General features: G+C 34.0%; 18 protein-coding genes, 1 tRNA gene and 1 pseudogene. 5 read left to right on the plus strand and 15 right to left on the minus strand.

Annotated features, from left to right (window positions below):
• The 3 genes and pseudogenes from HKP48_RS10740 to HKP48_RS10750 form a co-directional block, all read left to right on the plus strand.
• Nucleotides 1–147, plus strand: a pseudogene (locus HKP48_RS10740) (ISAs1 family transposase); the annotation flags it as partial.
• 86 nt (nt 148–233) lie between these two features.
• Nucleotides 234–896: a ribulose-phosphate 3-epimerase gene (gene rpe / locus HKP48_RS10745; RefSeq protein WP_296345681.1), complete on the plus strand. Its 663-nt coding sequence runs from the start codon at nt 234–236 to the stop codon at nt 894–896.
• 383 nt (nt 897–1,279) lie between these two features.
• Nucleotides 1,280–1,537, plus strand: a complete 258-nt coding sequence (locus HKP48_RS10750) for a helix-turn-helix transcriptional regulator (protein WP_296345682.1) — start codon at nt 1,280–1,282, stop codon at nt 1,535–1,537.
• An 88-nt stretch (nt 1,538–1,625) separates the two neighbouring features.
• Here HKP48_RS10750 and HKP48_RS10755 read toward each other — a convergent pair.
• From HKP48_RS10755 to mraZ, 15 genes are all read right to left on the minus strand, one after another.
• A tRNA-Arg gene (locus tag HKP48_RS10755) sits at nt 1,626–1,699 on the minus strand.
• Nucleotides 1,700–1,711: 12 nt separating this feature from the next.
• A complete protein-coding gene (locus tag HKP48_RS10760; RefSeq protein ID WP_296345684.1) occupies nt 1,712–2,161 on the minus strand; it encodes a GatB/YqeY domain-containing protein in 450 nt (149 codons plus the stop codon).
• Nucleotides 2,162–2,278: 117 nt separating this feature from the next.
• Complete coding sequence (ftsZ, locus tag HKP48_RS10765; protein WP_296345686.1) at nt 2,279–4,204, minus strand: cell division protein FtsZ; 1,926 nt, start codon at nt 4,202–4,204, stop codon at nt 2,279–2,281.
• A 51-nt stretch (nt 4,205–4,255) separates the two neighbouring features.
• On the minus strand, nt 4,256–5,575 hold the full coding sequence (ftsA, locus tag HKP48_RS10770) for a cell division protein FtsA (protein ID WP_296345687.1): 1,320 nt from the start codon (nt 5,573–5,575) through the stop codon (nt 4,256–4,258).
• 3 nt (nt 5,576–5,578) lie between these two features.
• Nucleotides 5,579–6,298: a cell division protein FtsQ/DivIB gene (locus tag HKP48_RS10775; RefSeq protein WP_296345689.1), complete on the minus strand. Its 720-nt coding sequence runs from the start codon at nt 6,296–6,298 to the stop codon at nt 5,579–5,581.
• On the minus strand, nt 6,288–7,637 hold the full coding sequence (gene murC / locus HKP48_RS10780; RefSeq protein WP_296345690.1) for a UDP-N-acetylmuramate--L-alanine ligase: 1,350 nt from the start codon (nt 7,635–7,637) through the stop codon (nt 6,288–6,290). Before murC ends, HKP48_RS10775 begins: the two co-directional genes overlap by 11 nt.
• A complete protein-coding gene (gene murG / locus HKP48_RS10785) occupies nt 7,630–8,736 on the minus strand; it encodes an undecaprenyldiphospho-muramoylpentapeptide beta-N-acetylglucosaminyltransferase (RefSeq protein ID WP_296345693.1) in 1,107 nt (368 codons plus the stop codon). Before murG ends, murC begins: the two co-directional genes overlap by 8 nt.
• 5 nt (nt 8,737–8,741) lie before the next feature.
• Complete coding sequence (locus HKP48_RS10790; protein WP_296345695.1) at nt 8,742–9,935, minus strand: FtsW/RodA/SpoVE family cell cycle protein; 1,194 nt, start codon at nt 9,933–9,935, stop codon at nt 8,742–8,744.
• 10 nt (nt 9,936–9,945) lie between these two features.
• Nucleotides 9,946–11,283: a UDP-N-acetylmuramoyl-L-alanine--D-glutamate ligase gene (murD, locus tag HKP48_RS10795; protein ID WP_296345697.1), complete on the minus strand. Its 1,338-nt coding sequence runs from the start codon at nt 11,281–11,283 to the stop codon at nt 9,946–9,948.
• A gap of 43 nt (nt 11,284–11,326) precedes the next feature.
• Nucleotides 11,327–12,568 (minus strand): phospho-N-acetylmuramoyl-pentapeptide-transferase, encoded by a 1,242-nt coding sequence (gene mraY / locus HKP48_RS10800; protein ID WP_296345699.1) that lies wholly within the window; start codon nt 12,566–12,568, stop codon nt 11,327–11,329.
• A gap of 4 nt (nt 12,569–12,572) precedes the next feature.
• Nucleotides 12,573–14,036 (minus strand): UDP-N-acetylmuramoyl-L-alanyl-D-glutamate--2,6-diaminopimelate ligase, encoded by a 1,464-nt coding sequence (locus HKP48_RS10805; RefSeq protein WP_296345701.1) that lies wholly within the window; start codon nt 14,034–14,036, stop codon nt 12,573–12,575.
• On the minus strand, nt 14,033–15,991 hold the full coding sequence (locus HKP48_RS10810; protein ID WP_296345712.1) for a penicillin-binding protein: 1,959 nt from the start codon (nt 15,989–15,991) through the stop codon (nt 14,033–14,035). Before HKP48_RS10810 ends, HKP48_RS10805 begins: the two co-directional genes overlap by 4 nt.
• A gap of 57 nt (nt 15,992–16,048) precedes the next feature.
• A complete protein-coding gene (locus tag HKP48_RS10815; RefSeq protein ID WP_296345703.1) occupies nt 16,049–16,369 on the minus strand; it encodes an FtsL-like putative cell division protein in 321 nt (106 codons plus the stop codon).
• A complete protein-coding gene (rsmH, locus tag HKP48_RS10820; protein ID WP_296345705.1) occupies nt 16,366–17,274 on the minus strand; it encodes a 16S rRNA (cytosine(1402)-N(4))-methyltransferase RsmH in 909 nt (302 codons plus the stop codon). The genes HKP48_RS10815 and rsmH overlap by 4 nt, the downstream gene beginning before the upstream one ends.
• On the minus strand, nt 17,249–17,719 hold the full coding sequence (mraZ, locus tag HKP48_RS10825; protein WP_296345707.1) for a division/cell wall cluster transcriptional repressor MraZ: 471 nt from the start codon (nt 17,717–17,719) through the stop codon (nt 17,249–17,251). Before mraZ ends, rsmH begins: the two co-directional genes overlap by 26 nt.
• A gap of 233 nt (nt 17,720–17,952) precedes the next feature.
• Between mraZ and HKP48_RS10830 the strand changes: the two genes are divergently transcribed.
• Nucleotides 17,953–18,717 carry an alpha/beta hydrolase gene (locus HKP48_RS10830; protein WP_296345709.1) on the plus strand — a complete coding sequence of 255 codons (765 nt, stop codon included), beginning with the start codon at nt 17,953–17,955 and terminating at the stop codon, nt 18,715–18,717.
• A gap of 233 nt (nt 18,718–18,950) precedes the next feature.
• Complete coding sequence (gene yihA, locus HKP48_RS10835) at nt 18,951–19,568, plus strand: ribosome biogenesis GTP-binding protein YihA/YsxC (protein WP_296345711.1); 618 nt, start codon at nt 18,951–18,953, stop codon at nt 19,566–19,568.
• Nucleotides 19,569–19,777 lie beyond the last annotated feature (209 nt).

The following is a 19,777-nucleotide window of genomic DNA, read 5'->3' on the forward strand; positions in this document are numbered from 1 at the left end:
AAAAACGCTGCTCAAAACTTCTCGATACTTACTAAAATCGCTTTAAATCTTCTTAAAAAAGATATCAAAGCTAAAGTGGGTATTAAAAGCAGAAGACTAAAAGCGGCTATCAATAATCAATATATGGTAAAAATACTCAAATTATGATGCGTTTGCCCTGCTTTTTATATAGTTTACATTTAAGAAATTCGTCTTTTTAATTACATTTGTACATATAAACACAACACAATAAAATGGCTTCAAACTTAATTGCTCCTTCGATGCTAGCGGCAGATTTTGCCAACTTACAAAGAGATACAGAAATGGTTAACAATAGTGATGCCGATTGGTTTCATATTGATGTTATGGATGGCCATTTTGTACCTAATATTTCTTACGGAATGCCAGTAATAGCAGCTATTAAAAAGCATGCTACTAAACCATTAGATGTGCATTTAATGATTGAAAGACCTGAGCGTTATATTGAAGAGTTTGCAAAAGTTGGTGCAGATATTATCACAGTACATCATGAAAGCACTGTCCATCTTCACAGAACACTAAGACAAATAAAATCTGCTGGCTGTAAAGCTGGAATTGTTCTAAACCTAACAACACCAGTTTCTGTTTTAGAAGATATTTTACCAGAATGTTATATGGTGTTACTAATGTCCATTAATCCTGGTTTTGGAGGCCAAAAATTTGAAGATATCACTTACAATCGTATTAAGAAACTACGCAAAATGATTGATGAGCAAGGCTTAGACACACTTATTGAGATTGATGGTGGTGTTACGGACCAAAACATAAAAAAATTAGCAGATGCTGGTGCTAATGTTTTTGTTGCCGGAAGTCATGTTTTTAAAAGTAAAAATCAACCTGAAACTATTACTAATTTAAAGAATTTGGCTAATTCATAATTACCTTTTTAGTAATTATATTTACAATTCTTTGAGCAGTATTTCCGTCCCAAAACGGAATTTTCTGAGCTTGCTTCCACTCGCCATTAAATAATTTTCCTAAATAAGGTTTTAAATTTTTTGGGTTTGTGCAACTAATTCATTTGTGCCTAAATCTATAGTTTCGGGACGTTCGGTATTATCCCTTAGAGTTAAGCATTGTACATTAAAACAATGGAATGAAAATTATGGAGCAAAAAAAGAGATAACTAAATTTTTTGAAAACCAAAACACATGACACCAGAAGAACAAGAAAAAAGAACAGAAAGAAACGCTAAAATATCTAATGCAACTACTTTAATAATCGTAGCAATTATAATCTACCTTAAATTCTTTTAAACAAAATGCCAAGAAGAAAAGAAAAAATAACATCCCCTTTCGGTATTGCAACCTCAAACTTTTTTAGAGAGAAACGCATAGCATTAGGATTGAGCCAAACAGAATTAGCATACCTGGTTTTCGGAAATAAAAGCTATCAATTTTTAGTTTCTGATATTGAAAATCACATGAAATCAATGAACCAAAATGTAATAGACAAATATTGTAAAGTCTTTAATTGTGAAGTTGTTTTCGTAGAAAAAGCATACGATAGAATACAATAACAAACAAAAATATCGGGAAAATATCGGGAAAAAAGAAATAAAAAAAAGCGTAAGACATTAATTTAAAACATCTTACGCTTTCAAGTTGTGACCTCGAGAGGATTCGAACCTCCAACCCTCAGAGCCGAAATCTGATATTCTATCCAGTTGAACTACGAGGCCTTTAGCTTACTATCAAGCCATTAATTTTGTCTTTACTATACTAGAAATTGTTTTTCCGTCTGCTTGACCTGCTAACTCTTTAGATACAATTCCCATAACTTTACCCATATCTTTCATCCCAGATGCTCCAGTAGCATCTATAGTTTGCACTACTACTTTTTCAATTTCTTCATCAGTAAGTTGCTCTGGTAAAAACTGTTCTATTATAGCAGCTTGAGCTAATTCTGGCTCAGCTAAATCTACTCTATTTTGTTCTGAAAATATTGCAGCACTATCTTTACGTTGCTTTACCAATTTAGATAAGATTTTTATTTCGTCATCTTCGGTTAATCCTGCATCACTACCAGATGTTTGTGCTAACAAAATTTCTGATTTAACAGCTCTTAATGCTGCTAAAGCCGTTTGATTTTTATCTTTCATGACTGCTTTCATAGCTGTCATAATGTCTTTCTGTAAACTCATTTCTTTGAAATTTATTGAGCTGTAAAGATACTAAACAAATAAAAAAAATGAACCCGAAAAACGAGGTACTTTTCGGGTTAGGAATTGTACTTAACTAGTACTTCAATAGATTAATTGTTAATCAACATTATCATGCAAAAAAGAATTATTACTTCTTAACTGTATGTCGTCATTATCATCAGTACTAATAGATATACGAGATGCCCTTGTTTCAGAAGAATTTTGGGTATCTTCTAAGTTAACTCCTTGCCTTTTATAAGCTGGCTCTTTTTCAATCTCATCAATCTTAGCATTATTGAACTTGTAATTAAAATCTTTCATCTTTTTACGACGTTCATTAGCGCGCTCTTTTAAGATTTCAGAAATCGGACTATTCAAAGGGTCAATTTCGCCCGATATTTCTTCTTCAACGTCCTCTAATGGAATTGTTTTCTTTTCAAAAACAATTTCTTCTTTAACTTGAACCTCCTTTTTTGCTTTAGTAGAAGTATCAACATCTTCAGCTGAAAAATCATCTAATGCATATCGCTTTTCACCTTCTTTATTAGCTTCTGTGACCGAAATCAATTCAATTGGGTCAGTAACATGAATATCTTTAACTTCTTCTTCAAGTTGAAATAACATTTTTTTATCACCGGTTTCTGGCTCTTCAATTTTCTCAATATCAAGATTAGAAAGTGGCAAATCAAATGTTAGCGTGATTTGCTCTTCTTCAGTATCTTCAATTATATTTTCTTCAACTTTTTGAATTGGTGTGATGATAAAATCCTCTTCAGTCACTGGTTTTACATCTATAACCTCATCATATATTACGTTGATATTTTTTATTGCTTCAGTTGTTTTAATAAGTTCATTTTCAACCACTGGAGATTCTTCTTCAAAATCATCCTCAGTTAATGTATGAACAATAGGCGCTTCAACTTCTTCTTTTTCTAATACTATATCTGGAGAAATTATTGCTGGTTCTGTGCTTTGAACTTCAATTTCTTCTCCACAATTTTCATCTTCCAAGGCATGAATAACCTTCTTGGCTTCGGTATTAGAAATCTCGTATTGTTGATCTATGTCGAACCCTGTAGCGATTATAGTTACGGAAATTGAATCTTGTAAAGACTCATCCTCACCGACACCCATGATAATGTTTGCACCGTGTCCGGCCTCATCTTGGATATGGTCATTAATTTCTCCTATTTCATCGATAGTAATTTCTTGAGAACCAGAAACGATAAGTAACAATACATTTTTGGCTCCAGTAATTTTATTATCATTAAGTAAAGGTGAATCCAAAGCTTTCATAATCGCTTCCTGAGCTCTTGTTTGTCCTGAAGCTGTTGCAGAACCCATAATTGCTGTTCCGCTTTTACTTAATACGGTTTTAGCGTCACGTAAATCAATATTTTGAGTGTAGTGATGTGTAATAACTTCTGCTATTCCGCGAGAAGCTGTTGACAACACTTCATCAGCTTTAGAAAATCCTGCTTTAAAACCAAGATTACCATAAACTTCACGAAGTTTGTTATTATTGATTACAATTAAAGAATCTACATGTTCACGTAAACGCTCTATCCCACGTTGGGCTTGTTCGTTACGCATTTTACCTTCAAATTGAAATGGCATAGTTACAATACCCACAGTCAAAATGTCTAACTCACGTGCCATTTTTGCAATGATTGGTGCAGCACCTGTACCTGTACCACCACCCATTCCTGCTGTAATGAATACCATTTTTGTATTGGTATCTAACATACGGCGGATATCTTCTAAACTTTCTACCGCAGATTGCTCTCCTACATCAGGATTTGCTCCTGCTCCGAGACCTTCAGTAAGATTTACACCGAGTTGAATTTTGTTAGGCACACCACTATTTTGAAGTGCCTGAGCATCTGTGTTGCAAATAACAAAATCTACACCTTTGATGCCTTGTTGAAACATGTGATTTATTGCATTGCTTCCGCCACCTCCAACTCCAATAACTTTAATGACATTGGATTGATTTTTTGGCATGTCGAAAGAAATATTCCCAAATTCGTTGCTGTTACTCATATTAACTTTATTAAGGGATTTTATATTTTTATATTAATTAATCGTATTTTTTTATTCAGCATTGTCAAGAAAATCCTTAACACGTTCTGTTAGCTTATCTAAAAATGAACGACGTTCTTTTTTTGGTTCTTCTTTTGCAACTTCTTCGTGCTCTTCAGTACTCACTTCGGCTTCTATTTGTTCTTCTGCTTCTTCAGCCATTTTTCGGTCTTGACGTTTTAAACCATCCATAACCAAACCAACTGCTGTAGCAAATAATGGACTTGCGATTTCTTCATCGCTTCCTCCTGCCAAATGTTCATTAGGATACCCTATTCTTGTATCCATTCCTGTGATATATTCTACCAATTGCTTTAAGTGCTTTAGCTGACTTCCTCCACCTGTTAAAACTATACCTGCAATTAATTTTTTCTTTTGCTCTTCGTGTCCGTAATTTTTTATTTCTACATAAACCTGCTCAATAATTTCAACGACTCTAGCATGAATTATTTTAGAAAGGTTTTTTAATGTTATTTCTTTTGGGTCACGTCCTCTTAAACCTGGAATAGACACAATTTCATTGTCCTTGTTTTCGCCTGGCCATGCCGAACCAAATTTCATTTTAAGCAATTCAGCTTGCTTTTCTATAATAGAACAGCCTTCTTTTATATCTTCTGTGATTACATTGCCCCCAAAAGGAATTACAGCGGTGTGACGAATGATACCGTCCTTAAAAACCGCTAAATCCGTTGTTCCACCACCTATATCTATTAATGCAACACCTGCTTCTTTTTCTTCCTGACTCAATACGGCGTTTGCAGACGCTAAAGGCTCTAAGGTTATACCTTGCAACTCTAAGTCCGAACTTTTCACACAGCGTCCAATGTTTCTAATAGACGATACTTGACCTACCACAACGTGAAAATTAGCCTCTAATCTACCACCATACATACCAATTGGTTCAGTAATTTCGGCTTGACCATCAACTTTAAATTCTTGCGGCAAGACGTGTATAATTTCTTCTCCAGGCAGCATTACCAGCTTATGCACTTGGTTAATCAATCTATCGATATCAGCTTCATCTATTACCAATTCAGAATTGGTGCGAGTTATATAATCGCTATGTTGTAAACTTCTAATATGCTGTCCTGCTATACCAACAGTTACACCTTCAATTTTCTCTGAAGCGGCAGCTTCTGCTTCTTGAACAGCTTGTTGTATTGACTGAATGGTTTGTGTAATATTATTTACAACACCACGATGTACACCCAAACTTTTAGATTTACCAACACCTAAAATTTCAACCTTTCCATATTCGTTTTTGCGTCCAATCATGGCCACAATCTTTGTGGTTCCTATATCTAATCCTACCGAAATATTATGCTGTTCCATAATTTATTTTTTGGTGCATATCACTTGGTTATCAAACCTCAAGTTTACACTACTAAATGTATCTATTGTCTTGTCTTTTATAGCTTTTTGATAAAAAGCTTTAAAGTTGTTTATCTTCTTTCCTAACTTAGTTAAATCTCCAAACTGTACTATAAAAGCATACTTACGCAATCTTAAATCAATACTACTGTCAGTTTTCTGATGAATTTCAATAACATACTTTTTTAGAAATTCGTCTTCATCAATCTTTTTAGCGATTTTATAGATTTTATCTAGTTTAGTTTTATTAACCATACCGGTTACTAGCGGCACTCTAGCTGAATAATTAACCGACAATGGCATATAAACACCTTCATCATCGATATAATATGAAGCGTTTGTATGCACTCTTGCAATAGGTCGTTTTTGTTCAATTACTGCTGAAAGCTGCCCATTTACAGACATATAGACTTCAGCATTTTTAATCATTGGATTAGAATTTAGGGTAGATTCTAATTCATTCAAATCTATAATTTCTTTGTTGTCGTTATGAAGACCTTTAGGATTTTGTATTAACAATTTACTAACATTTTGGTGCGTTAAAAATAGATTGCTAGCACTGCTAAATTCTACAACAGGCTTATCAATAACACGACGTGTGTTTCTAGTATTTGTAAAAGCATACAAAAACCCTACCAACACTAGCAAAACCAATACCTTTATGTAACCCCAATTAACTCGCAATACGTAATGCTTTTTTAATATTTTTAACTTCTTCTCCAATATCTCCAGCGCCAATTGTTAAGATAACTTTAGCTGTACTTTTTTTTATTTCTTCTATTAGCTCTTTTTTGGAAACTAATTTCTTATTTGAGTTTTTTATCTTTTCTAATAGCCATTTAGAATCTACACCATCAATCGGTAATTCTCTCGCTGGATAAATATCCAATAAGAGCAGCTCATCAAATTGTGATAGAGCAGTAGCAAATTCCTCTACAAAATCTTTAGTTCTAGAAAATAAATGTGGCTGAAAAATTGCCATAACTTTATCTTCAGGATACATTTCTCTTACAGCTTGATGCACTGCATTAATCTCTTCTGGGTGATGTGCATAATCATCAATAAAGACCAAATCATCTGTCTTAATTTGATAGGTAAATCGTCGTTTTACACCTCTGTAATTTGCTAAAGCCTTGGCGAGCTTTTGGTGGGGAAGACCATATTCTACAGACATCGCCAATGCTATTAACGCATTAGACAAGTTATGTCTACCAGGCAGGTTAAATTTGAAATTTTTGAGAATGGTTGTAGGCGTTTTTACATCAAAAATATAGCTGCCATTTTCTATTCTAATATTTTGGGCGGCATAATCAGAATCATCTTCAATGCCATAGGTTATTCCCTCAATAGGCAAACCGTTTTTTACGAACAACTTTCCTTTTGGTTTTATTTTATTAGTAAAATCTTTAAATGATTTTATTAATTCTGAAGCATCACCATAAATATCTAAATGGTCTGCATCCATAGAGGTAATACATGCATAATTTGGCGATAAAGTCAAGAATGAACGATCAAATTCATCTGCTTCCACTACTGTAGCTTTAGTTCCGTTTAGGATTAGATTAGAATTATAGTTTTCACTAATTCCTCCTAAAAAGGCAGTCATATTTACATCACATTCATTTAACAGATGTCCTAGTATGCTGCTTGTTGTGGTCTTGCCATGTGTTCCTGCAACTGCAAAACAAAACGTATTACGCGTAATATCTCCAAGAATTTCTGAACGCTTTTTAATTTCAAAATTATTATTTCTAAAATATTGAAGCTCCATATGTGTTTCTGGAATTGCTGGCGTGTAAACAACAAGTGTATTAGCCCTGTCTTTAAATTTTAATGGAATTGAATTTATATCATCTTCAAAATGAATAGCAACACCTATATCTTGCAAAGCATTTGTAATTTCTGTAGGTGTTTTGTCGTAGCCTACCACAGCATTACCGTTAGCAACAAAATAGCGTGCTAAAGCACTCATGCCGATGCCGCCAATACCAATGAAATATATATTATGCTTTTGTTTACTCATTTAAAAGTTTTTCAACTTCGTTGACTATATCTTTTGTTGCATTTACTAATGCTAATTTTTTAATATTGTTACCCAATTCTGTTCGATCTTCTTTTGAAGTGACTAACTTTTTGAAAGCTGTATCGAAATCAGAATCTATCTGAGATTCCTTAATCAAAACTGCTGCATCCTTATTTACAATAGACTTCGCATTTTTGGTCTGGTGATTTTCAGCTACATTTGGCGATGGTATAAAAATGACTGGTTTACCTACAACACAAAGCTCAGAAACAGAGCTTGCACCTGCTCTAGAAATAATAATATCTGCTGCTGCATAGGCCAAGTCCATTTGATTTAAAAATGAGTGTACTTGTACATTTTCATTTGAATTATATATATCGTATTGCTCGTGATATAATTTTCCGCATTGCCATATCAATTGAATCTTGTGCGATTCGAAAAATTGAAGTTTACTTTCAATCAGCTGATTGATACGTCTTGCACCTAAACTTCCTCCTAAAACCAACAGAGTTAATTTAGTATCATTAAGTTTGAAATACTGTTTTGCTTCTTCGATTTTACCATCAATATGGATTAAATCCTTACGGATTGGATTTCCTGTTAAGACTATTTTTTCTTTCGGGAAGAAACGCTCCAAACCTTCATAAGCCACGCAAATACTATTTGCTTTTTTGCTAAGTAATTTATTTGTGATTCCTGGATAAGAGTTTTGCTCCTGAATTAATGTAGGAATCCCTTTTGAATTTGCAACTTGTAATAACGGGCCACTCGCAAAACCGCCAGTTCCTATAACAACATTAGGCTTAAATCTTCTAATTATCTTAATAGATTTCAGAAGGCTAGATATAAGTTTAAAAGGAAACTGCAAGTTCTTCAACGTCAGTTTTCGTTGAATTCCAGAAATCCAAAGCCCTTCAATTTTATAACCCGCTTGCGGAACTTTTTCCATTTCCATTCGGTCTTTTGCACCGACAAATAAAAACTCCGCATTTGGAAAACGTAATTTTAACTCATTAGCTATAGCTATTGCTGGATAAATGTGACCACCTGTTCCACCACCTGAAAGAATGAATTTGTATGTTGATTGACTTTGTTTCAAATTTCCTAAATTGTTTCCGATAAAATATCTAAGGGATTTTCTTCCTGTCCTTCTTTAGCTTTTATTTCTTCACGCTTTGCGCTTACACTCAAAATAATACCTATAGCCATACAGGTCATCCATATCGATGTCCCTCCACTACTAATTAATGGTAAAGTCTGTCCTGTTACTGGAAATAATTCAACAGCCACAGCCATATTAATTAAGGCCTGAAACACTATAGGCAAACCGACTCCAAGTACTAACAACTTCCCAAAAATAGTATCCGACTTTTGCGACACGATAACTATCCTAAACAACAACCACGTGTACATGATTAATAAAGATAAGCCTCCAAAAAGCCCATATTCTTCAATAATAATTGCAAATATGAAATCTGATGACGACTGTGGTAAAATATTTTTTTGTCTACTTTTTCCTGGACCTAAACCATATATCTCTCCTGATGCAATAGCTATCTTAGCGTTTTCAATCTGATAGTCTTCTTCAGTATCTTCTCCGTTAGCAAAATTTTCAATTCTACTTATCCAAGTGTCTACACGATTGGGCATAACATCTGGAAAAGACTTTGCAACGAGAACAAATAATACCAGAGCTATTAGACCAGAACCAATTATAACCAATAAATATCGTATCGGGTATCCACCCAAAAATGTTAGTAATACGACCATTGAAAACATTATAGCTGTCGTTGAAAAATTAGCTGGAAGAATTAATATCAGAACAAAAAAAACCGGTGTCCATAATGGCAAAATGGTTTCCTTGAAAGACACTTTTTTTTCTTTGATTTTTGAAAGGTAACGCGCCACATATACCATTAATACAACAGATGCCAAAGTAGAAGTCTGGAAAGACATATTTACAATTGGTATCTTAATCCATCGGCTCGCATTTGCACCATCAATAGTTGTTCCTTGCAATACGGTAACAACTAGCAACACAACAACTACCGGAATCATTACCATAGACAATCCTCTGAAATAACGATATGGTATTTTATGAACTGCGTACATTATTGCAAAACCGAGAAAGAGATGCATAAAATGTTTCAGTAAATAAGAAAATGTACTTCCTGAACCGCCAGTATATGCCAAATTACTGGCTGCCGAATATACAGGTAAGAATGAGAAAATTGCTAACAATGTTGCAATTGCCCAAATTAACCGATCTCCTTTTATGTTTTGAAACAGTGTTTGCATTATTATCTACTTATAACTTGCGTACAGCCTCTTTAAATTGACGACCTCTGTCTTCATAGTTTTCAAATAAGTCAAAACTTGCACAAGCTGGCGACAATAATACATTATCTCCTGCGCTTGCAATTTTATAAGCAATTTTTACGGCTTCACTCATATATTGTGTTTCGATAACAACATCGACCATGTTCCCGAAATTTTCCATCAGTTTTTTGTTATCTACTCCAAGGCAGATAATTGCCTTTACTTTTTCGTTTACAAACGGAAAAAGCGCTCTGTAATCGTTGCCCTTATCTTCACCACCAACAATCCAAACCGTCGGCGCTTGCATGCTTTCTAAAGCAAAATAAGTAGCGTTTACATTAGTAGCTTTAGAATCGTTTATGTATTGTACTTTGTTAATCCTAAGTACGTTTTCTAAGCGGTGCTCTACACCTTGAAAGTTTTCTAAACTCTCTCTAATGGTCTGTTTTCTAATTTTAAGTAAGTAAGCGGCTGTCGATGCAGCCATTGCATTTTTAACATTGTGTTTACCGTCTAATGCTAGTTTTTTTATTGGCATAATTAATTGATTGTTATCTATAGTTATTATTAGCTCTTCGTTTTTTATATATGCGCCATTTTCAACCTCTTTAGTTATCGAAAATGGTAGTTTTTGAGATTTAATAAGATTTGATTTTAACCAGTCTTCTATAACTGGGTCATCAGCGTCATAAATGAAAAAATCGTCTTCAGTTTGATTTTCTATTATTCTGAATTTTGAAGCGATATAGTTTTCAAACTTATAATCGTATCTATCTAAATGGTCTGGTGTGATGTTTGTTAGAATTGCAATTTTTGGTTTAAAATCATCGATATCATCTAATTGAAAACTGCTGACTTCCAAAACATAGTTTTCATAATTTTCTTCTAAAATCTGCTTCGCAAAACTATCTCCTATATTACCTGCAAGTCCTACATTTAATTCTTGTTTTAGAATATGATGTGTTAAACTTGCCGTTGTAGTTTTTCCATTGCTGCCTGTTATGGCAACCAACGTTGCATCCGTATATTTTGAAGCAAATTCAATTTCAGAAACCACTTTAATTGTAGCTGTTCTAATTTTTTTAATTAGCGCAACTTTATCAGGAATCCCAGGGCTTTTCATTATAATATCAGCGTTCAAAATTTTTGATTCAGTATGCTGATTGTCTTCCCATTTAATCTGATTATGTATAAGAACATCCTTGTATTTTCTCTTTATTTCGCCATTATCCGAAACAAAAACATCGTATCCTTTTGCCTTTCCCAAAAGTGCTGTACCAACACCACTTTCTCCTCCACCTAATATCACAAGCCTTGTATTTGTCATTTTCTAATCATTGAGATGCTTCGACATGCTCAGCATGACATTTTTACCTAATTTTAAGAGTTACTATTGTTAAAATGGCTAGCAGGATTCCGATAATCCAGAATCTAGTGACTATTTTGCTTTCGTGATATCCTGATTTTTGATAATGATGATGCAAAGGCGACATTTTAAAAATACGTCTACCTTCTCCATATTTTTTTCTTGTGTATTTGAAATAACTAACTTGCATAACAACCGATAAATTTTCGGCAAGGAAAATTCCGCACAGAATTGGTATCAACCATTCTTTTCGAACTGCGATTGCGATTACCGCTATAATTCCTCCAATAGTTAAGCTTCCCGTATCACCCATGAAAACTTGAGCTGGATAGGTATTATACCACAAAAAGCCAATTAATGCTCCTACAAATGCAGCGATGTAAATGGTAATTTCTTCTACACTTGGGATGTACATAATATTGAGGTATTCTGAAAAAATAATATTACCTGAAACCCATGCAAAAATCCCCAGAGTTAATACAATTATGGCTGATGTTCCTGCTGCCAGACCGTCAATTCCATCAGTGAGATTTGCTCCATTTGAAACTGCTGTAATAATGAAAATTGCAGCAAGTATAAAAATAATCCAAGCGTATTTTTCTAATCCTGGATTTACCCAAGTAATTAAATCTGCATAATCAAATTCGTTATTCTTAACAAAAGGAATTGTTGTTTTAGTAGACTTTTCAGCTTCTGCGAAAAGCTTAAAAGGTTCGATGTCTGGATTTTCAGTAAGCAAAACTTTTTGTTGTTCTATTGGTAATTTTTCTTTCATCGTGACATCTTGATGAAAATATAATGTTGCACCAATAATAATTCCCAAACCAACCTGGCCTAAGACTTTAAATTTTCCCTTAAGTCCTTCTTTATCATTCTTGAATTTTTTAATGTAGTCATCTAAAAAACCAATGGCGCCCATCCAAACTGTTGTAACGATTAAAAGAATGATGTAAATATTTTCTAGCCTAGCGAATAGTAATACTGGAATCAAAGTTGCCAAAATGATGATTATCCCACCCATTGTTGGTGTACCCGCTTTTTCTGCTTGACCCTCTAAACCTAAGTCTCTAATTGTTTCTCCTACTTGTTTTTTTTGCAAAAAGCGAATGATGTACTTACCATAAACAATAGAGATTAGCAGAGATAAAATCATTGCAATTGCAGCTCTAAATGTTAGGAACCCAAATAGAGATGCTCCAGGAAACTGAAACTGTTTTTCTAAATAATCGAATAGGTAGTATAACATCTCTTTACTTTTGTAATTGCTTTAATAGTTCGCCGACAATTTTATAATCGTCAAAATCATTTTTTACACCATTAATATCTTGATACGTCTCATGACCTTTTCCTGCGATAAGAATAATATCATTTGGTTTAGCCAATTGACAAGCCGTTTTTATGGCTTGTTTTCTATCTAAAATTGAAAGGACTTTTTTGAAGTTTTGAGGTTCAACGCCTGCTTCAATATCATTGAGAATGGTTTGTGGATTTTCTGTTCTTGGGTTATCACTTGTAAAAATCACTTTGGTGCTTAGAGCTGAAGCAATATGCCCCATTTTTGGTCTTTTTGCCGCATCTCTGTCTCCGCCACAACCCACGACAGTTATTAATTCTTCGTTTTTAGTTCTTATAGAATTGATAGTTTCCAATACATTTTTTAATGCATCAGGCGTATGTGCGTAATCAACAATTACTGTAATTTTATCGTCAGAGACAAAATATTCAAATCTTCCACTGACACTCTCTAGTGCACTTATATATTTTAGACTTTCTTCATTTTCTAGCCCCAATAATTCTGAAGTCGCATAAATAGCAAGGAGATTGTAGGCGTTGAAGTTTCCAATTAATTTAGTCCAAACTTCATTGTCATTTAGCTTTAATAATAAACCTCCAAACTGGTTTTCCAAAATCTGTGCTTTGTAATCTGCGTAGGACTTTAAAGCATACGTGTATTTCTTGGCATTGGTGTTTTGCATCATTACCAAACCATTTTTATCATCTGCATTAACCAAGCAAAAAGCTGTCTTAGGTAAGCCATCGAAAAATGCTTTTTTGACATCACGATATTCTGCAAATGTGTTATGGTAATCTAAATGGTCGTGGGAGAGATTGGTGAAAATCCCACCTGTAAAAAACAAACCTTCAGTTCTACTTTGATGTATGCCATGAGAGCTAACTTCCATGAAACAAAACTCTACACCTTCGTCATTCATTAACTGTAAATATTTGTTAATGGTTAAAGAATCTGGTGTTGTATGTGTAGCCTTATATTTGGTATTATCTACCATAATCCTCACGGTAGATAATAAACCCACTTTATAACCTGCTTTTTTAAATAACTGGTACAATAAAGAACTAACAGTGGTTTTACCATTAGTCCCTGTTGTACCGACTAACTTTAAATTTTCTGAAGGATTATTATAATAATTTGCAGCCATAAAGGCTAGTGCTTGATTAGAATTTTCGACTTCTATGTATGTTATGTCTGCTAACAAATCATTTGGCAACATCTGACATACAATGGCTTTTGCACCATCATTAATAGCTTTAACTATATAATCATGTCCATCTGAAATGGTTCCAACAAGTGCTACAAAAACATCATTAGATTCTACTTTACGAGAATCGAATTCAATTTTATTAACCGCAATGTTTGTACTTCCTACAACAGCATTAATAGTAACCTTGTACAATATGTCTTTTAAAGGTTTCAAGATGCTTCTAGGACGATAGTTTGATTAAACTTTAGCTTTTTATCTTTTGAAATAGATTGTGATTTAATCACACCACTTCCCTTTAATTTAACTTTTACTTTTACTTCCATGTTTTCCAAAAAAGCAACGGCATCCATAGCAGGGATACCTATTAAATTTGGCATGATTGTTTTATACGTATTTGAAATGGTATTGAACTTCTCAAAATCTTGAACCACCTGAGGGTTTTGAAATTCTACAGAATCAATCTCATCAATTAAGGGAGTATCTGTGTATATTTTTTGAGCAATACGTTTAAATACTGGTCCTGAAACATCCGCACCATAATAACCAACTTTTGTACTTGGTTTATGAATTACCACAATGCAAGAATATTTAGGTTTATCTGCTGGAAAATACCCAGCAAAAGAGGACACATACTTTCTATCTTTTAACCACTCTTCTATATTAGCATAATCAGCACGCGCTGTACCTGTTTTACCAGCCATTGAAAACGTTTTGGAGTATAATCTTTCACCTGTTCCTCTTTCAACTATATTTTTAAGAATGTCTTTTATTTTTAATAGTGTTTCATCGGAACAAATCTTATCTACTAAAACTTCTTTTTCAAAAACTTCAATATTTCTGTCAAATTCTTTTACTGCTCTTAAAAAACGAGGTTTTATCAACTCACCCTTATTAGCTATGGCATTGTAAAAGGCTAAAGTTTGAAGCGGAGTCAATTGCATATTGTAGCCATACGCCATAGATGGCAATGCATTACGGCTCCAAATTTTATCACCTGGTTTTGGAATCACTGGCTCTCCTTCTCCAATTATAGAAACCCCTAATTCTTTATCTAGTCGCCAATCACGAAGCCTTTTTAGGAATTTCTCTGGTTGCTTTGAATAATTATCATCAACAATAGTTGCTAAGCCAATATTTGAAGAGACCTCTAAGGTCTTTGCAGCAGATATTTTTCCATGTCCAGCTCCAGAATCATTAATTGGTCTTCCGTAAAACATTTTGCGCCCATTCTTTGTATCAATGACTGTCGATGTATCAATAACCTTATCCTCTAAAGCTACCATCATAGCCATAACCTTGAAAGTAGAACCTGGCTCATGACTTTCACCTACTGCATAATTAAGACGTTCATAATATTTACCTTCTCGATTACGTCCTAAATTTGCGATGGCTTTAATTTCGCCTGTTTTTACATCCATTACCACTACGCAACCGTGTTCTGCTTCGTATTTTTCGAGCTGACCCAATAACGAATGATGCGCTATATCCTGAATATTAACATCAATAGTTGTATAGATATCGTAACCGTTTTTTGGCTCAATCTCATTAGCATCACGTATTGGCTTCCATTCTCCTTTTCCGATGCGCTGTTTTAATCGCCTTCCGTTTTCACCTCTTAAATAATCTTTACCAAATGCACCGTCAATACCAACTCTGGTTGCATAGCCATTTTCATCAATACGCTCATAACCAATAGAGCGTTCCGCAATACTGCCTAGCGGATGTTCACGTTTTGTTTTTTGGCTGTAAACAAATCCTCCCCGAATTGACCCTAACTTAAACAATGGAAAGCTGCGAATTCGTATAAATTCTGAATAGGATAAATTCCTAAGTAATAGTAAATATTGGTCTTTTGTGTTGCGTGCTTTTTTTATTTTACGCTCTATACTGCCTGATGATTTACCCGTAAAAACAGCAAGAGAATCACACAACGGTTTTATATACTTTTTGAAATTATTATCTGAAGATGTAACAGCATCTATACCAACATCATATTTAGGAATAGATGTTGCTAAAAGACTACCATCAGCGGAATAAACATTACCACGATTAGCAGGTATCTCAAATGCCTTTATCGAACGTTTTTGTGCCATAGCACGATACTTATCGCCATCAATAAACTGAATAGAACACAGCTTAAACAGTACGGCAATTGCAAAGACAAACATGCAGCCTGCAACGAAGTACAATCTGTTTAATATGTTGGTTTCTGTTGTTGCCAAAGCCTATTGTTCTTGTGATTTTACTTTAATTTTTATTGGAGGATTCAACGAAATTTCAATCCCTTTTTTCTTCATTTCAGATTCTATATAAGACTCTTTTTTTAGCCTCATTAACCTTCCTCTTTTATCTACAAATGCTGAGTGTAATTCTTTAACCTCATTACTCATTCGTGATATCTCAAATACTTTTTTATCAGCACTGTGTGCACTGGCAATCATAATTATAGCTAGACCTGAAATAAAAAGAATGACCCGCCAATTTTTAAACGAATCATCACTGATTAGAAAAGTACCTCTTAGTATGCTGTAAATATTTTTCTTCACAACTTCTCTGCTATCCTTAGTTTTGCACTACGTGCTCTATTATTTCTTTTTATTTCATCTGGAGAAGGCACTATTAAACCTCCTACTTTTTTTAATGGCACTTCAAAATTGCCAAACATATCACGCTCTGGCTCACCCTCAAAAAGACCATTTCTTATAAAACGTTTAACCAATCTATCTTCTAAAGAATGGTATGAAATAAAACTCAAGCGCCCTCCTACTTTTAATATTTCAGGTATTTGAATTAACAATTCTTTTAAAGCTTCAATCTCTTGGTTAACCTCTATTCTAATAGCCTGATAAATCTGTGCTAATACTTTATTTTCTTTCCTATGATTTAAAAACCGCTTTAGAACTATCTTCAATTGCGCGCTCGTTTTTATATCAGTATGTTCACGCTCCTCTACAATAACTCTTGCCATGGCTGGTGCTTGTCTTAGCTCTCCATATTGGAGAAACACTTGCTTTAATTGCTCTTCTTCATAATCATTTATTACTTCATAAGCCGACAATACATTGTCTTGATTCATCCGCATATCTAAATCGGCTTCAAATCGTGTAGAAAAACCACGCTCTGCAACATCGAACTGATGTGAAGACACTCCAAAATCTGCTAGAACTCCATCAACCTCTCTAACTCCATAAAACTTTAAAAAACGTTTGATGTGTCTAAAGTTTTCATTAATTAAAGTAAATCGTTCATCATCTATAGCATTGGCTAATGCATCCGTATCTTGATCAAAAGCATACAGTTTTCCATTTGGCCCTAGACGGTTTAAAATCTCTCGACTATGTCCCCCGCCACCAAAAGTTACATCTACATAAACCCCATCTGGCTTAATAGCCAATCCATCAACAGTTTCCCTTAGTAATACCGCATTATGATACTCCATCGTCTTCATCATCTTGTCCCATTACTTCTTCAGCCAAATCTGCAAAATCTAAGGCTGCATCATCAATAGCTTTTTCATATTTATCCTTATCCCATATTTCAACAATATTTACCGCCGAAGCCAAAACGCTTTGCTTGGTAATACCAGAGAATTTCAACAAATCTTTTGGAATCAGAAGACGTCCCGTTGCATCTACTTCGACCACTTTTACCCCTGCAGTAAAACGACGAATAAAAGCATCATTCTTTTTATTGAAACGGTTGAGTTTATTTACTTTTTGCATCAATTTCTCCCACTCTGGCATTGGGTACAACTCCAAACAAGGTTGAAATACAGCACGTTTAATTACAAAGCCCGACTGCACAACAGGAGCCAACTGTTTCTTTAAAACAGCTGGCAGCATAAGCCTTCCTTTGGCATCTGCTTTTACTTCGTATGTTCCTATTAATGCGTTCAATGCTATGGGGTCAAAAAAGGTTACAAAACAATTTTAAAATCAAATATATCGAAAAAATACCCACATTTTACCACTTTCTACCACTTTTGTTAATAAGTTTTAACTTTTTCGACTAAATGCACTCTTTTATTACTGACCTATAATCTGTAAAAAGCTTTTAAAACCAATAAAAATATGACATTAAAAATCCCAAGTATTTAACTATATTTGTTTTTAACTATACTAACTAATAAATGGCGCACCTTTTAAAAGAAGAAAAGGATTATAGATATATTGAAGTCGGTGAAGGCACCCCAATTATTGTTCTTCATGGGCTAATGGGAGGACTTAGTAATTTTGATGCTGTTACAGATTTTTTCAGCACAAAAGGGTATAAAGTTATCATACCTGAACTCCCTATTTACAAAATGTCATTGTTAAAAACTAACGTAAAGAGTTTTGCCAATTACCTAAAAGACTTTATAGAATTTAAAGGGTTTGACAGTGTCATTTTACTAGGTAACTCTCTTGGCGGACATATAGGCTTATATCACACCAAACTTTATCCAAAAAAAGTTAAAAGCCTTGTTATTACAGGTAGTTCAGGACTTTATGAAAGTGCCATGGGTAGCGGATACACTAAGCGTAGTGACTACGAGGTAATTAAGAAAAAAGCACAAGATGTTTTTTACGACCCAGAAGTAGCTACTAAAGAAATTGTAGACGAAGTTTATGAAACGGTAAATGACAGAAATAAACTCATCAAAACTTTAGCAATCGCAAAAAGTGCTATACGTCACAATATGGCAAAAGACTTACCAAAAATGACTACTCCAACTTGTATTATCTGGGGGAAAAATGATAATGTTACGCCTCCAGAAGTTGCAGACGAGTTTCATGAGCTTTTACCAGATTCAGACCTATATTGGATAGACAAATGTGGCCACGCAGCTATGATGGAACATCCTGATGAATTTAATAAAATACTACATAACTGGCTTGAGTCTAGTGGGTTTTAAAATTTAATACCAAAACTTAAAGCCTTAAGAATAATAGCTTAAGTTTCAAAAACTGTTATGATAGCTTACATTTCTTTTATGAAACGAGCATGCTAAACATATTATCACCCAAAGCAATGATTAATAGCGAATAGCATGTGTCCTTAAAAAAAGAATAAATATAAACACATGAAATGTGTTTTTGAAAAACACTTAACTAAATACTGCTTCCTTTTAGGAAGTTTACTATTAGGATGAAAATAAAATCAGCGGAATTTGTAATGAGTAATTCGGATGTGGACAAGTGCCCTAAACAACCACTACCCGAGTACGCATTTATTGGCCGAAGTAATGTCGGAAAATCTTCGCTAATAAACATGTTGACTAGTCGCAAGAGCTTAGCAAAAACTTCTGGACGACCAGGAAAAACACAACTTATTAATCATTTTCTCATCAACAGTAATTGGTTTTTAGTAGACTTACCAGGTTATGGTTATGCTCGCGTTTCTAAATCTTCTAAAAAGATCTTTCAGAAATTTATAACCAATTATTTTGAACAGCGCCAGCAACTCGTGTGTGCTTTTGTATTAATTGACATTAGACATAAACCACAGCCTATAGATTTAGAGTTTATGCAATATTTAGGTGAGAAAGAAATTCCGTTTTCTATTATATTTACCAAAGCCGATAAGCTAAAGCCAAAAGCTATACAAAGACACGTTGAAGATTATTGTAATAACTTATTACAATATTGGGAAGAGTTACCACTGCATTTCATAACCTCATCGAGCAAAACTATTGGAAGAGAAGAAATTTTACAATTTATTGGAGATACTAATGAGGAGATTGAAGCTATGAGAAATAATGTTTGAAAGATGAAATATTTAGTATTACTTTTTTTATTTGGATTTAGCTTTAATTTCTCTATGAGTCAAGAACGTGTCTACCTAAATCAAACTAAACCACTATGGACTAAAGTACCATAGGTTTGTTACTGACTAAAGTCAGCAGTACGTGATTACTCAAGTATGAAATTTTCACTATCATTTTCAGATTTCCTGTGATGTTCTAAATACTCATT

This window comes from Winogradskyella sp., from assembly GCF_013042245.1.
Classification (GTDB): Bacteria; Bacteroidota; Bacteroidia; order Flavobacteriales; family Flavobacteriaceae; genus Winogradskyella.